At 65.4% G+C, this 14,495-nt stretch carries 13 protein-coding genes; 5 read left to right on the top strand and 8 right to left on the bottom strand.

Going from position 1 to position 14,495, the window contains the following annotated elements; translation table 11 throughout:
* Window positions 1-2 precede the first annotated feature (2 nt).
* From AC1DX2_RS17245 to AC1DX2_RS17215, 7 genes are all read right to left on the bottom strand, one after another.
* The gene (locus AC1DX2_RS17245; RefSeq protein WP_477197578.1) at window positions 3-1,181 is read right to left on the bottom strand and encodes an amino acid ABC transporter permease; all 1,179 of its coding nucleotides are present in this window, start codon (window positions 1,179-1,181) and stop codon (window positions 3-5) included.
* A gap of 50 nt (window positions 1,182-1,231) precedes the next feature.
* Entirely contained in the window at window positions 1,232-2,272 is a 1,041-nt protein-coding gene (locus AC1DX2_RS17240) for an amino acid ABC transporter substrate-binding protein (RefSeq protein ID WP_477197577.1), read from the bottom strand.
* Between the two features lie 54 nt (window positions 2,273-2,326).
* Window positions 2,327-3,964 (bottom strand): methyl-accepting chemotaxis protein, encoded by a 1,638-nt coding sequence (locus tag AC1DX2_RS17235; protein WP_477197576.1) that lies wholly within the window; start codon window positions 3,962-3,964, stop codon window positions 2,327-2,329.
* A gap of 98 nt (window positions 3,965-4,062) precedes the next feature.
* Complete coding sequence (locus AC1DX2_RS17230) at window positions 4,063-4,800, bottom strand: amino acid ABC transporter ATP-binding protein (protein ID WP_477197575.1); 738 nt, start codon at window positions 4,798-4,800, stop codon at window positions 4,063-4,065.
* Between the two features lie 33 nt (window positions 4,801-4,833).
* A complete protein-coding gene (locus AC1DX2_RS17225; protein ID WP_477197574.1) occupies window positions 4,834-5,499 on the bottom strand; it encodes an amino acid ABC transporter permease in 666 nt (221 codons plus the stop codon).
* A 1-nt stretch (window position 5,500) separates the two neighbouring features.
* A complete protein-coding gene (locus tag AC1DX2_RS17220) occupies window positions 5,501-6,223 on the bottom strand; it encodes an amino acid ABC transporter permease (protein ID WP_477197573.1) in 723 nt (240 codons plus the stop codon).
* 110 nt (window positions 6,224-6,333) lie between these two features.
* Entirely contained in the window at window positions 6,334-7,233 is a 900-nt protein-coding gene (locus AC1DX2_RS17215; RefSeq protein ID WP_477197572.1) for a transporter substrate-binding domain-containing protein, read from the bottom strand.
* A gap of 401 nt (window positions 7,234-7,634) precedes the next feature.
* On the opposite strand from AC1DX2_RS17215, the gene AC1DX2_RS17210 reads away from it, so the two are divergent.
* Together AC1DX2_RS17210 and AC1DX2_RS17205 are read left to right on the top strand one after the other, a co-directional pair.
* Window positions 7,635-9,332, top strand: coding sequence for a long-chain fatty acid--CoA ligase (locus AC1DX2_RS17210; protein ID WP_477197718.1), 1,698 nt, complete (start codon window positions 7,635-7,637; stop codon window positions 9,330-9,332).
* 36 nt (window positions 9,333-9,368) lie between these two features.
* Window positions 9,369-10,361, top strand: a complete 993-nt coding sequence (locus AC1DX2_RS17205) for a catalase family protein (RefSeq protein WP_477197571.1) — start codon at window positions 9,369-9,371, stop codon at window positions 10,359-10,361.
* Between the two features lie 102 nt (window positions 10,362-10,463).
* On the opposite strand, the gene AC1DX2_RS17200 is transcribed toward AC1DX2_RS17205, so the two are convergent.
* Complete coding sequence (locus AC1DX2_RS17200) at window positions 10,464-11,894, bottom strand: NAD(P)/FAD-dependent oxidoreductase (protein ID WP_477197570.1); 1,431 nt, start codon at window positions 11,892-11,894, stop codon at window positions 10,464-10,466.
* An 88-nt stretch (window positions 11,895-11,982) separates the two neighbouring features.
* Here AC1DX2_RS17200 and AC1DX2_RS17195 point away from each other — a divergent pair, with 88 nt between their 5' ends.
* From AC1DX2_RS17195 to AC1DX2_RS17185, 3 genes are all read left to right on the top strand, one after another.
* Window positions 11,983-13,002, top strand: a complete 1,020-nt coding sequence (locus AC1DX2_RS17195; protein ID WP_477197569.1) for a methionine synthase — start codon at window positions 11,983-11,985, stop codon at window positions 13,000-13,002.
* Between the two features lie 67 nt (window positions 13,003-13,069).
* Window positions 13,070-13,558, top strand: coding sequence for a prepilin-type N-terminal cleavage/methylation domain-containing protein (locus AC1DX2_RS17190; protein WP_477197568.1), 489 nt, complete (start codon window positions 13,070-13,072; stop codon window positions 13,556-13,558).
* 124 nt (window positions 13,559-13,682) lie between these two features.
* Complete coding sequence (locus tag AC1DX2_RS17185) at window positions 13,683-14,492, top strand: SDR family NAD(P)-dependent oxidoreductase (protein WP_477197567.1); 810 nt, start codon at window positions 13,683-13,685, stop codon at window positions 14,490-14,492.
* Window positions 14,493-14,495 lie beyond the last annotated feature (3 nt).

Here is a 14,495-nt window from a genome sequence, read left to right as displayed (position 1 = left end):
GTTCAGCGCTCCCGGATGGCGGCGCGCCGGTTGTACCAACCCATCAGCGCCGAGGTGCCCAGCGAGGTGCACAAATACACCGCCATGATGACGGCTATGCATTCCACCGCCCGGCCGGTCTGGTTCAAGGCGGTGTTGGCGATGGACACCACGTCGGGGTAGCCTATGGCCACCGCCAGCGAGGAATTCTTGGTCAGGTTCAGGTACTGGTTGGTCAGCGGCGGGATGATGACGCGCAAGGCCTGCGGCAGGCGCACCAGCCGCATCTGCTGCCCATTGCTCAAGCCCAGCGCGGCGGCGGCCTCGCCCTGGCCGCGCGACACCGACTGCACGCCCGCGCGCACCACCTCGGCGATGAAGGCCGCCGTGTACACCGACAGGCCCAGCAGCACGGCCAGGAACTCCGGCGTCAGCGCACCACCGTTTTCCACCGCCAGCTCGCCCTTGACGGGAACGTCAAACTGCGTGCCCGGCCCGCCCAGCGCCAAACCCAGCAACAGCCCCGCCACCACCCACATCAAGGGCACCAGCACCATGCTGCGCGGCACGCCGGTGGCCTCAAAACGCTGGCGCACCCAGCGCCGCCAGGCCCAGCCCAGCGCAACGCCCAGCAACAGCCCGGCCAGCACCCAGGCGTGCGAGGCCTGCCACACCGGCACCGGGAAGTTCAGCCCGCTCTTGCTCAGGAACGCCGGCCCCCAGTGCCAGGCGCCATCCACGTCGGGCAGCACCTGCGTGAACAGCAGGTACCACATCAGCAACTGCAGCAGGATGGGGATGTTGCGAAAGCACTCCACATAGGCGCTGCACAACGCGCGCACCAGCGCATTGCGCGAGAACCTCCCCACGCCCAGCAGAGTGCCGATGACGGTGGCCATCAGGATGCCCAGCACCGCCACGCGCAGGGTGTTGCTGACGCCGATCAGGAAGGCATGCCAATAAGGCTCGCTGGAATCGAAGGGGACCAGGCTCTCAGAGATGTCGAAGCCCGCTGTCTGCAGCAGGAAGTCAAAGCCGCTCTGTATGCCACGCAGCCGCATGTTGAGCAGCGTGTTGTGCACCAGCCAGCCGACGGCGCCGGCAATCACCCCCACCGCCAGCACCTGGTACACCACGCCGCGCCAGGCCCGGCTGCGCCAGGAGAAGCCCCGCCGGGTTGCGGGTGGGCGACGCGGCTGCATGGGCTACGGGACCTGCGCTGGCGAAGGGTATGAAGGTTTCGGCAACCGCCTCAACGAATCGGGAAGGCATACATCTGCCCACCCTTGTTCCACAAACTGTTGGCCGAGCGCGGCAGCTTCAGCGCGGACTTGGGGCCGACGTTGCGCTCGAAAATCTCGCCATAGTTGCCGGTGGCCTTCAGTGCCCGGGCCATCCAGTCCTTGTCCAGCCCCAACAGCTTGCCCATGTCTTCCGAGGTGCCCAGGATGCGCTGCACAACCGGGTTGGTGCTGCTGGTCTTCATCTGCTCCACATTGGCCTGGGTGATGCCGTATTCCTCGGACTCGATCAGCCCATAGATCACCCATTTGACGATGGCGAACCACTCGTCGTCACCACGGCGCACCATCGGGCCCAGCGGCTCCTTGGAGATCAGCTCGGGCAATATCAAGTGGTCATCAGGCACCTTGGCTTCCTTGTTGCGGGTCGAGGCCAGGCCGGAGGCGTCGGTGGTGTAGGCCACGCAACGGCCGGCGAAATAGGCGCCGGTGGCGGCCTCCAGCTTCTCGAACACGATGGGCTTGATCCTCAGGTCATTGGCCTTGGAGAAATCGGTCAGGTTCTTCTCGGTGGTGGTGCCGGACTGCACGCACACGCTCTGACCCTTGAGCTGCTTGGTGCTCTTGATCTTGCTCTTCACCGGCACCATGAAACCCTGGCCGTCGTAGTAGGTGACGGCCGTCATGTGCAGGCCCAGCGAGGCGTCACGCGTCATCGAGAAGGTGGTGTTGCGCGACAGCACGTCGATCTCGCCCGACTGCAGCGCGGTGAAACGCGCCTGCGCCACCAGCGGCACGTACTTGACCTTTTCCGCGTCGCCCAGCACGGCGGCCGCGACGGCGCGGCACACGTCCACGTCCAGCCCGGACCATTTGCCGTTGGAGTCGGCCTGCGAAAAGCCCGCCAGCCCGGTGTTGACGCCGCAGACCACCTGGCCCCGGGTCTTGATGTCGGTCAGCGTCTTGCCGGCATGGGCTGGCAGGCTGAACACGGTGGCGGCAGCCAGCAGGCCAGCGGTCAGGGCAGCAGAGGTGGTGGATTTCAAGGTCATGGGCTTCTCCAGAAAAGGGCGGTTGGTTCGCATCGTAGCGCAGGGGCCTGTCGCTCAGGCCGGCAGGCGGGGCATGCCCGGATGGGCGGTGATGCCATGGCCCGGCAGGACGTCGCCCGAGCGGTCCAGCTTGAAGGTGCTGACCGCAGCAGCCAGTTGCATCGCCTGGTCCTTCAGGCTCTCGGCCGCGGCGGCGCTTTGCTCCACCAGCGCCGAGTTCTGCTGCGTCATCTGATCCAGATCGCCTATGGCGCTGTTGATGCGCGCGATGCCCTCGCGCTGCTCGCCCGCGGCGGCGGTGATCTCGGCAATGGTGTCGGTGACGCGTTGCACCGAGCTGACGATCTCGTTCATGGTCTGGCCGGCATCAGCCACCAGCTGGCTGCCACGCCCCACCCGCTCCACGCTGGCACTGATCAGCAGCTTGATCTCCTTGGCCGCCTCGGCCGAGCGACCGGCCAGGCTGCGCACCTCGGAAGCCACCACAGCAAAGCCCCGGCCCTGCTCGCCGGCACGTGCCGCCTCCACGGCAGCGTTCAGCGCCAGGATGTTGGTCTGGAAGGCAATGCCGTCGATGACGCTGATGATGTCGGCGATCCTGCTGGAGCTGGCGTTGATCTCGCCCATGGTGCTGACCACCTCCGCCACCACGCTGCCACCGCGCGCCGCCACAGTGGCGGCCGAGCCGGCCAGCTGGTTGGCCTGGCGCGCGGCGTCTGCGCTTTGCATCACGATGCCGGTCAGCGCCTCCATGGAATGCGCAGTCTGCTGCAGGTTAGCGGCGGTCTGCTCGGTGCGTTGGCTCAGGTCCTGGTTGCCCATGGCCACCTCGCTGCTGGCCACCTGGATGGAATCGGTGGCCTGGCGTATGCCACCCACCAAGGTCCTGAGCCGGTCCTGCATGGCGCTGATGGCCTGCAACAGGCGGCCGGTCTCGTCAAAGATGCGCACCTCCACCTGGGACGACAGGTCGCCGGTGGCAATGCGCTCGGCCACCACCATGGCGCGGCCTATGGGCGCGGTGACGCTGGTGGTGATGCGCCAGGCAATCAGCCCGCCGGCGGCCAACGCGATCAGCACCAGCACGCCCTCCACCAGCAAGGCCTTCTGCTGCAACGAAGCGGCCGCCGCGCTGGCCTGCTCGGTCTGCTTGCGCTGCAGCTCGATCAACTCCGCCACCTTGCCGCGCAGCACCACCTCGGCCGGACGCACGCGGTTCATCAAGGTCAACACGGCCGCCACGGTGTCACCGTCCGCGGCCTGGTTCAAGGCGTCGCGCGCTTCCGGTATCGCTTTCTTGCCGGCCTGGCTGATGTCGCCCATCAGCTTGCGTTCGGTCTCGCTGGCGTTGTCGCCGGCCAGCAGCGCCGTCAGATCCTGCTCGGCTTTCACATAGGCCGCGTCGGCAGCCTGGGCAGCCTTGATCTCCGTGTCCAGCTGCTTCTTGTCCAGCTCGGTGAACAAGGCCACGGAGCGCACCTGGGTGGCCACGGTGGCGAGCGAGGCCATCAGGTTGTTGGCCAGTTCGGTCTTGCGGTTGTTGACCTGCACGATGCGCTGCACCTGCTCTCCCAGCAGGCGCATGGCATAGGCACTGGTGAGCGCCACTGCCAGCAGCAGCACCAGCACGCTGATGAAACCCAACGCCAGCCGGCGCGCCAGGGACATGGACCGTAGAGTTTGCGTGGCCATGGTTCTCTCCAGTGGGGCGTGTGCCCCCCTTCATTGTCTGCCGCTGACACAGGCTCAGTGCCGCGCCCAAGGACGGCGAAAGGCAATGGCCTTCTGAATCAATGCTGCAGGATCTTGTTCAGGAAGTCCTTGGTGCGGGCCTGGCGGTTTTCCGGGTGGGCAAAGAACTCGTCCTTGGAGCAGTCTTCCAGGATGTTGCCGCCAACGTCGATGAAGATCACCCGGCTGGCCACCTTGCGCGCAAAGCCCATCTCGTGCGTGACCACCATCATGGTCATGCCTTCCTTGGCCAGGCCCACCATCACGTCCAGCACCTCGCCCACCATTTCCGGGTCCAGCGCTGACGTCGGCTCGTCAAACAGCATCACGATGGGGTCCATGCTCAGCGCGCGGGCGATGGCCACGCGCTGCTGCTGGCCGCCGGACAGCTGGCCGGGGTACTTGTCCTTGTGCTTCATCAGGCCCACGCGGTCCAGCATCTTCAGGCCGCGCGCCATGGCGTCGTCCGGGCTGCGGCCCAGCACCTTGATCTGCGCGATGGTCAGGTTCTCGGTCACGCTCAGGTGCGGGAACAGCTCGAAGTGCTGGAACACCATGCCGACACGGCTGCGCAGCTTGGGCAAATCGGTGGTCGGGTCGTTGACCTTGGTGCCGTCCACCGTGATATCGCCCTGCTGTATCGGCTCCAGCGCATTGACCGTCTTGATCAGCGTGGACTTGCCCGACCCCGACGGCCCGCACACCACCACCACATCGCCCTTGTTGATGTTGACCGAGCAGTTGGTCAGCACCTGCACGGGGCCATACCACTTGGAGACATTCTTCATCTCAATCATGTTCGCGACCTCTTTTGTTCCTGGATGTTCAATTCAGCGGATGATGGCGATCTTCTTGTGCAACTGCTTGACCGCGTACGACAGGCTGTAGCAGATGACGAAATACACCACGGCGGCCAGCAGCGTTGATTCGATCGGCCGGCCGAAATTCTTGCCCGCCGAGTCAAAACCTTTCAGCAGATCGTAGGCACCGATGGCATAGACCAGTGAGGTGTCCTGGAACAGGATGATGGTTTGCGTCAGCAAGATGGGCAGCATGTTGCGAAAGGCCTGCGGCAGGATCACCAGCTTCATGTTCTGGCCATAGGTCATGCCCACGGCCTGGCCGGCGAACACCTGGCCGCGCGGGATGGACATGATGCCCGCGCGCATGATTTCGCTGAAATAGGCGGCCTCGAAGGCGATGAAGGTGATCACCGCCGACAGCTCTGCCCCGATGGGCCGGCCTATCAGCAGCGGCACCAGCAGGTAAAACCACAGGATCACCATCACCAGCGGCACGCTGCGCATGCCGTTGACGTAGAAAGTGGCCGGGAAATCCAGCACCTTGCGGCCCGACAGCCGCATCAGCGCCAGCAGCGTGCCGAACAGCACCCCGCCCACGGTGGCCACGATGGTCAGCAGCACGCTGAAGTAAAAGCCCTTCAGCAGGAAAGCGCGGACGATTTCCCAGTTGTAGAACGAAAAGTCCAAGTTCATGTCAATGCCCTCCCCCGCCCGCCTGGACGATGAAGCCGGGCACCCGCGTCTTTTTCTCGATGAAGGCCATGATGCGGTTGATGGCAAAGGCCGAGATCACATACAAGCCGGTCACCGCCAGGTAGATCTCCACGCCGCGCGATGTTTCCTCTTGCGCCTGCATGGCGAACATGGTCAGCTCCGAGATCGACACGGCAAAGGCCACCGATGAGTTCTTGAAGATGTTCATCGACTCGCTGGTCAGCGGCGGGATGATGATGCGGTAGGCCATGGGCAGGATCACGTAGCGGTAGTACTGCACCGTGGTGAAACCCATGGCCATGCCGGCATAGCGCTGGCCCTTGGGCAAGGCCTGTATGCCGGCACGCACCTGCTCGGCAATGCGCGCCGAGGTGAAGAAGCCCAGGGCGCAAATCACCAGGAAGAAGCCGTGCACGTCTTTCATGGGGGGAATCAGCGCCGGCACCACGTGGTACCACAGGAAGATCTGCACCAGCAGCGGAATGTTGCGGAACAGCTCCACCCAGACATTGCCAAAGCGCACCAACCAGGGGCTGTCGGGCAAGGTGCGGATGATGCCGATGAGGGAACCCAGCGACAAGGCGATGATCAACGACAGCACGGCCACGGACACCGTCCAACCCCAGGCCGACAGCATCCACTGCCAATAGGTGGGGATCTTGCCGCCGGGGTCCTGCAGAAATATTTCCCAATGCCAGTTCATTCAGGCTGCTCCTCGTCGATGGGCTGTCGTGCTAGCAAGTTCCATGCACTCCGGAACGAAAAAGCCCGCCAAGAAGGAATCCCGGGCGGGCTGCATGGATTGCGATGGGCTTACTTCTTGGCGTACTCTTCCACCGGCTTGTCGTTCGGGTTGGCCCAGGCGGCCTTGGTGGCATCGCTGGCAGGCAGGCCCACCTTGGTGTTCTTCGGCGGGATGGGCTGCACGAACCACTTGTCGTAGACCTTGGCCAGCTCGCCCTTCTTGATCATCTCTTTCACGGTGTCGTCGGCCAGCTTCTTGAAGGCGGGGTCATCCTTGCGGATCATGATGGCGATGGGCTCCACGCTCAGTACTTCGCCGACGATCTTGAAATCAGCCGGGTTCTTGGCGGTGGCGATGTTGCCGGCCAGGATCTGGCCATCCATCACGAAGGCGTCGGCGCGGCCGGATTCCAGCAGCAGGAAGCTGTCGGCGTGGTCCTTGCCGAAGACTTCCTTGAAGTCCACGCCGGTGGCGCGCTCATGCTTGCGCAGCAACTGCACCGAGGTGGTGCCGGTGGTGGTGGCCACGCTCTTGCCGGCCAGCTGACCGATGGAGGTGATGCCCGAGTTGGCCTTCACCGCGATGCGCACCTCTTCCACATAGGTGGTCACCACGAAGGCCACGTCCTTCTGGCGGGTGGCGTTGTTGGTGGTGGAGCCGCACTCGATGTCCACCGTGCCGTTTTGCACCAGCGGAATGCGGTTTTGCGAGGTCACCGGCAGGTACTTGATCTCCAGCTTCTTGCCGGCGGCCTTTTCCAGGTTGGCGATGATGTTCTGGCACACCTCGTAGTGGAAACCGGCGTATTTGCCGTCACCCAGCGTGTACGACAGTGCGCCGGACGAATCGCGCACGCCCATGGTCACCGAGCCGGATGCCTTGACCTTGGCGATGGTGTCGTTGGCCTGGGCGAACGCGCCGCCGGCCGCCAACGCCGTCAGGGCCAGGGCCAATATGTGCTTCTTCATGAACTTCTCCTGTGAATGAATGTTTCTGGCCGTCAGCCGGCGCTTGAAAACCTGTTGAATGCAGATGCAAGATTCGGTCCAACCTGGGCCGACAACTCGCTCGCGCACGCAATTTCTGCAAAAACCAAACTCTAACGCTTCCGCAGAAAACGCAGGCTCGGGGTTTACGCTGGCAGTTTATGCGAAAAAAGCATGACATCATCTGATCCAAGCAAAGGCTGCGGCCCAGCCGCCAAAAGCGCGCAGTGCGCAGCGTCGGGACGGCACACCGTCCCGCGCGTGACAGGCGTTGACCAGGCGTTTGCCGGCCTCCCTTATGCTGCCATTTTTCCCCCAGGGCCACCCTGAGCCGCCCTTCCCGGAGTTTGCAGATGACCAGCCCGTTCCCCGCCGCCCCCACCATGGCGCCCCGTGCCCACCACCGCTTCTGGCCCAGGCGGGTGCCCTACAGCATCACCGCGCCGGCCACCTCGCTGTGGGACAACCTGGAGACCAATGGCCGGCGCTACCCGGACAAGGCGGCGCTGGTGTTCTTCGGCCGCGTGCTGGGTTATGCCGAGGTGGTGCGCAAGGCCGAGCGCCTGGCCGCCTACCTGCACAGCCTGGGCGTGAAGAAGGGCGACCGCGTGGTGCTGAACATGCAGAACTGCCCGCAATTGGTGATCGCGCATTTCGCCATCCTGCGCGCCAACGCGGTGGTGGTGCCGGTGAACCCCATGAACCGCATGGAGGAGCTGAAGCACTACATCACCGACCCGGACACCAAGGTCGCCATCACCACTTCTGACCTGGCGCCTGAACTGGCCAAGGCCAGCGCCGCGTTGCCGCCCGGGCAACGGCTGGCGCACCTGCTGGTGACCCACTTCACCGACGAATTCGACGCTGCCGTGGAAGGCGACTCGGCCCCGCCGCCGGCCTGGCGCGACTGGCTGCTGACGCGCCACCCGCTGCCCGAACTGGCCGGCGGCCAGGTGCACGCCTGGGACACCGCGCTGGCCAGCACGGCAGAGCTGCCGGAATTGACCGTGGGCCCAGCCGACCTGGCGCTGCTGCCCTATACCAGCGGCACCACCGGCCTGCCCAAGGGCTGCATGCACACCCACGCCAGCATCATGCACAACGCTGTCGCCAGCGGCATCTGGGGCAATGGCAGCGCCGAGAACGTCACGCTGGCGGTGGTACCCATGTTCCACATCACCGGCATGGTCAGCCTGATGCACACCAGCATACGCGGCGGCGCCGCGCTGATCATCATGCCGCGCTGGGACCGCGACCTGGCTGGACGGCTGATCTCCACGTGGCGCGTGACCCACTGGACCAACATCCCCACCATGGTGATCGACCTGCTGGCCAGCCCCCATTTCGACAAGTACGACCTCTCCAGCATGGTGTGGATAGGCGGCGGCGGCGCCGCCATGCCACAGGCGGTGGCGCAGCGCCTGCTGGAGCTGTATGGCCTGAAGTACGCCGAAGGCTATGGCTTGACCGAAACCGCCGCGCCTTCGCATTCCAACCCGCCGGACGCGCCCAAGCAGCAGTGCCTGGGCATCCCCTTCATGAGCACCGATGCGCGCGTGATCGACCCCGACACGCTGCAGGAAGTGGCGCAGGGCGAGCAGGGCGAGATCATCATCCACGGGCCCGAGGTGTTCCAGGGTTACTGGAAACGCCCGGACGCCACGGCAGCGGCTTTCATCGAGTTCGAGGGCAAAAGGTTTTTCCGCTCCGGCGACCTCGGCCGCGTGGACGAAGACGGTTACTTCTTCCTGACCGACCGCTTGAAGCGCATGATCAATGCCTCCGGCTTCAAGGTCTGGCCGGCCGAGGTGGAGGCGCTGATGTTCCGCCACCCGGCCATCCAGGAGGCCTGCATCATCTCCACCAAAGACAGCTACCGCGGTGAATCGGTGAAGGCGGTGGTGGTGCTGCGCCAGACGCACAAGGGCCAGGTCAGCGAAGAAGACATCGTGGCCTGGTGCCGCGACAACATGGCGGTCTACAAGGTGCCGCGCGTGGTGCAGTTTGTCGACGCGCTGCCCAAGAGCGGCAGCGGCAAGGTGATGTGGCGCACGCTGCAAGAGGCTGAAGCCAAGGCCTGAGCCCCCATTTCCCAAAGCCCTTCCAGGAGCCCTCCAATGGCCAACGCACACCCGCCCAGCACCCAGTGGAAGGAGGCGCCAGCGCCAGACGAGGCCCAGCGCTATGCGGGTTACGCCAAGGTGTTTGCCGATATCCAGGCGCGCAAGTCCAAAAAATACGGCAGCGGCCGTGCGCTGCACCGCAAGCAACTGACGGGAGCCCTTGGCCGCCTGGAGGTGCTTGGCGATTTGCCGGAGTTCGCCCGCGCCGGCCTGTTCGCGGTGCCGGGCAGCTACGAGGTCTGGGTGCGCCTGTCCAATGGCGGCATGGACAAGCTCAGCGACCGCATGCCCGACATCCGCGGCCTGGCCCTCAGCGTCAAGGGCGTGCAGGGCAATGCCGCTTTGGGCAACGGCCCGGCCAAAAGCCAGGACTTCACGCTGATCAACCAGGAGCAGTTTGCCTTTCCCACCAGCCATGAATTTGTCGCCTTCGTGGCGGCGGCCTCGCATGGCAATGGCGCGCTGCTGGGTTTTCTGCTGAAGCGCTACGGCCTGCTGGGCGGCCCCAAGCGCCTGCTGTCCATGCTGGCCACGGTGAAGAAGCCCTTCAGCGGCTTTGCCAGCGAGAATTTTTTCAGCGCCGTGCCCATGGCCTGTGGCCGCTATGCGGTGCGCGTGCGGCTGCGCCCGGTCGACAGCCAGGAGCCATCGCCGCCTGAGGCCGCTGCCGACTGGGGTGCCGACTTCAGCGCCCGGCTAGCCCAAGGTGCGCTGCAATGGGACCTGCAACTGCAGCCCTTCGTCAGCGAGACCCTGACGCCGATAGAAGACGCCTCGGTCAACTGGCCCACACCCTACACCAGCGTGGCGCGGCTCACACTGCCGCAGCAGCACACCGGCTCTGCCCAGGGGCAGGCGCTGCAAACCAGCATTGAGGCGGGCGTGTTCGACCCCTGGCAAGCCTTGGCCGAGCACCGGCCTTTGGGCGAAGTGCAGCGCGCACGCAAAGTGGTGTACTTCGAGAGCCAGAAAGGCCGCGGCGCCTGAGCGACCATGCGGCTTAAATTCCCGCCGGGCCGCCCCAAGGGAATTTGCGGCCCCTCCGGGGGGCAGGGAGTTACACGCAGTGAACGACCGTGGGGGCCATATTCACGCGCCATCGTCCGGCCGCGCGCCGCCGGCCACCACGCGCGCATAGCGCTGGAAGCTCCAGTAGGCCCAGGCCCAATCGATCAACACCACCAGGCGGTTGCGAAAACCGATCAGGAAGTAGATGTGCGCAAACAGCCAGAACAACCAGGCAAAGTAGCCCCCAAAACGCAATCCACCCAGCGGTGAGGCCAGGTCCACCACGGCGGAGTTGCGGCCTATGGTGGCCAGGTTGCCGTAGTCGCTGTACTTGAAGGCCCTGGCCTTGTGGCCGGCCACGCGGCGCAGCACGTTGGCCGCCGCCAGCCGGCCCATCTGCTTGGCGGCTGGCGACACACCCGGCACCGGCTTGGGCTCCTGCCCAATGCGGTGGCTCTTGGCGGCTGCCAGATCGCCGATGACGCTGATGCTGGCAAAGCCTTCCAGGCTCAGGTCCGGCTGCACCTGCACGCGGCCGGCGCGGTCCAGCACGCAGCCGGTGCGCGCGCTCAGCACCTTGCCCAGCGGCGACGCAGCCACGCCGGCGGCCCAGATGATGCAAGGGCTGTCCAGCCGGTAGCTGTGCAGGGCGCCGTTGTTGAAACTGGAAGGCGACTCGGCCTGCAGCCCGCTGGCGTCGATGTGCGTGACCCGTGTGTTCAACCGCACCTCCACGCCCAGGCGCATCAGCTGCTGGCGCGCCTTCTCGCTCAGGGACTCGGGCATGGACTGCAGCACGCGCGTGCCGCCTTCCAGCAGCATCACGCGGGCCGTGGCGGGGTCGATGCGGCGGAACTCGCCTTGCAGTGTCTGGCGCGCAATCTCAGCCATGGTGCCAGCCATCTCCACCCCGGTGGGACCGCCACCGACAACGACGAAATTGAGCAACTGGGCGCGCCGCACCGGGTCGGGCTCGCGCTCGGCCGCCTCGAAGGCAAACAGAATGCGCCGGCGTATGGTGAAAGCGTCTTCCAGCGTCTTCAACCCCGGCGCGAAGGGCGCCCATTCGTCGTGGCCAAAGTAGCTGTGGCTGGCACCGGCGGCCACGATCAGGTGGTCATACGCCAGCCAAGCACCATCGGCCAGCTGCACCTGGCAGGCGCCGGCATCGATGTCCACCACCTCGCCCATCAGGCACAACAGGTTGGCCTGCTTGCGAAACAGCTGGCGCACCGGCGCGGCGATGGCCGGCGCCGACAAGCCGGCCGTGGCCACCTGGTACAGCAGCGGCTGGAACAGGTGGTGGTTGGTCTTGTCCACCAGCGTCACCTCCACGGCGGCGCCGGCCAGTGCGCGCGCCGCTTCCAGCCCGCCAAAGCCGCTGCCAATGATGAGCACGCGTGGCCGCAACTGGGCGCTGGGCGCCGCTGAGGCGGCCGGCGGCGCAACAGCTTCGGAATCAGGTACAGGGTCAGGTGCAGATGCAGATGCGGATTGCTGAGGCTCGGACATGCTGGCATTATGCGCAAGCGCCACATTGGCTATGTGGAGCAAGGCACAGACAAACCACACCGGTAAAAACCACCGAGGAGACCCCAGCATGTTCGAAACCGCCATCGCCGGCAGCCTGCCCAAGCCATCCTGGCTGGCCGAAACCGAAAAACTATGGCCGCAGTGGAAGGCCCAGGGGCCTGAGCTGCTGCAGGCCAAGGCGGATGCCACGCTGCTGTGGATCAAGGCGCAAGAGGACGCCGGCCTGGACATCGTGGGCGACGGCGAGCAGTCGCGCCAGCACTTCGTGCACGGCTTCCTGGAGCAGGTGGACGGCATCGATTTCGAGCACAAGGTCACCATGGGCATACGCAACAACCGCTATGACGCCCAGGTGCCGCAGGTGATCGCGCCGCTGAAGCTCAAGGGCCGCGTGCACGCCTTCGAGGCGCAGCTGGCGCGCGCCCACACGCGCAAAAAGTTGAAATTCACGCTGCCCGGCCCGATGACCATTGTGGACACGGTGGCCGACCGCTTCTACGGCGACCGCGTGAAGATGGCCATGGCCTTTGCCGAGCTGCTGAACCAGGAGGCGCTGGCGCTGCAGGCCGATGGCGTGGACATCATCCAGTTCGACGAGCCGGCCTTCAACGTCTACCTGGCCGAGGCAGCCGACTGGGGCGTCGAGGCGCTGGAGCGCGCCGCGCAAGGCCTGACCTGCACCACCGCCGTGCACATCTGCTATGGCTACGGCATCAAGGCCAACAACGATTGGAAGAAGACGCTGGGCGAGCAATGGCGCCAATACGAAACGGTGTTCCCCGCGCTGGCCAAAAGCAGCATCCAGCAGGTCAGTCTGGAGTGTTACCACTCGCACGTGCCCATGGACCTGATGGCCTTGCTGAAGGGCAAGGATGTGATGGTGGGCGTGATCGACGTCGCCAGCGACGAGATCGAGACGCCTGAACAGGTGGCCGACACCATCGGCAAAGCCTTGCAGTATGTGGCCAAGGACAAGCTGTTTCCGTGCACCAACTGCGGCCTGGCACCGATGAGCCGCGAAGTCGCGCTGAAGAAGCTGGCCGCACTGGCACAGGGGGCGGCGTTGGCACGCCAGCAACATGCTTGAGTGGGGAGCTGCCCAAGCTGTGCGATTTACTGCAAAATTGCCTCATGTCCACCCGTTGGGTCACACCATGACGACAACCACAAGACGCCGCCTGCGGAGCGGCTTCACGCTGATAGAACTGGTCATCGTCATCGTCATCATTGGCATACTGGCCGCCATCGCGCTGCCCAAGTTCGTCGATGCGCAGCGCGACGCCCGCATCGCCAAGATGCAGAGCATCTTCGGCTCCATACGCACGGCCGCGGCACTGGCCAAGGCGCGCTGCGAACTGGATCTGGCGGCCAACCCGCCAGGCAACTGCACCAGCACCGGCGGCTCGGTCAACATGGATGGCACCACAGTGACCATGCTGTTCCGCTACCCTGCCGCCACCACCACCGGCATCACAGCAGCCTCCAGCATCGTGGCGGCCAGTGACGGGCTGATCATCACCGGCAGCAACCCCATCACCTTCACTGCCGTGGGCGCCAGCACGCCGACGAACTGCCTGATCACCTACACCGGTGCCGCGGCCGGCACGGCAGCCACCGTCACCATCGACACGTCAGGCTGCTGAACGCTGGCCGGGGCAAGCACCCGGCCGCGCCATCGCACCAGGGGCCCAAACCCCTGCGCTACACAAGCCGGCGCTTCTATGCTTGAATGGCGCTTTGCCCAAAACAACAACGCAGGAGACGCGCATGGCCACCGGCAAACCCTCAGCCCGCGCCAGCACCCTGGTCACCGGGGCTTCTTCCGGCATAGGCGAGGCGCTGGCCCACTGCTTCGCCGAAGCTGGCCACGACCTGGTGCTGGTGGCACGCAGCGTCGCCAAGCTGCAGGCGCTGGCCGAGGCCTTGCACGACCAGCATGGCGTCACCGTGCGGGTGGAGCCGGCCGACCTGGCACAACGCGGTGCCGCCGAGCGCCTGGACGCCACACTGCGACGCAGGCGTGTCACCGTGGACGTGCTGGTCAACTGCGCCGGTGTGCTTGAGCAAAACGCTTTCATCCGCATGACGGTTGCCCAGCACCAGCAGATCATTGACCTCAACATCTCGGGCCTCACGGCCATGCTGGCCCAGTTCGCGCCGGCCATGGCGCAGCGTGGCGAGGGGCGCATCCTGAACGTGGCCTCCATCGCCGCCTTCCAGCCGGTGCCCATGCTGGCCACCTATGCCGCCAGCAAGGCCTATGTGCTATCGCTGAGCGAATCGCTGGCTGAGGAGCTGCGCGACAGCGGCGTCACCGTCACCGCGCTGTGCCCCGGCATCACCGCCACACCCATGCTCAGCAACGCCGCCGACGCCAATGGGCGGCTGGGCCAACTGCCCGGTTTCCTGGTGGGAGACGTGCAGGATGTGGCACGACAGGGCTTCGAGGCCTGCATGAAGGGCCACGCCATCTGCGTGCCCGGCGTGCTGAACCGCGCCGCCATGATCGCCTCGCGCGGCACGCCCAAATGGCTGGTGCGCCGGCTGGGCGGCATCGTGGGGCGCCAGGCGCTGTAAGAC

The organism is Hylemonella sp. P2_B10 (assembly GCF_056404875.1).
Note: the sequence above shows the minus strand (reverse complement) of the source record. Positions and strands in the feature narration are given on the sequence as shown.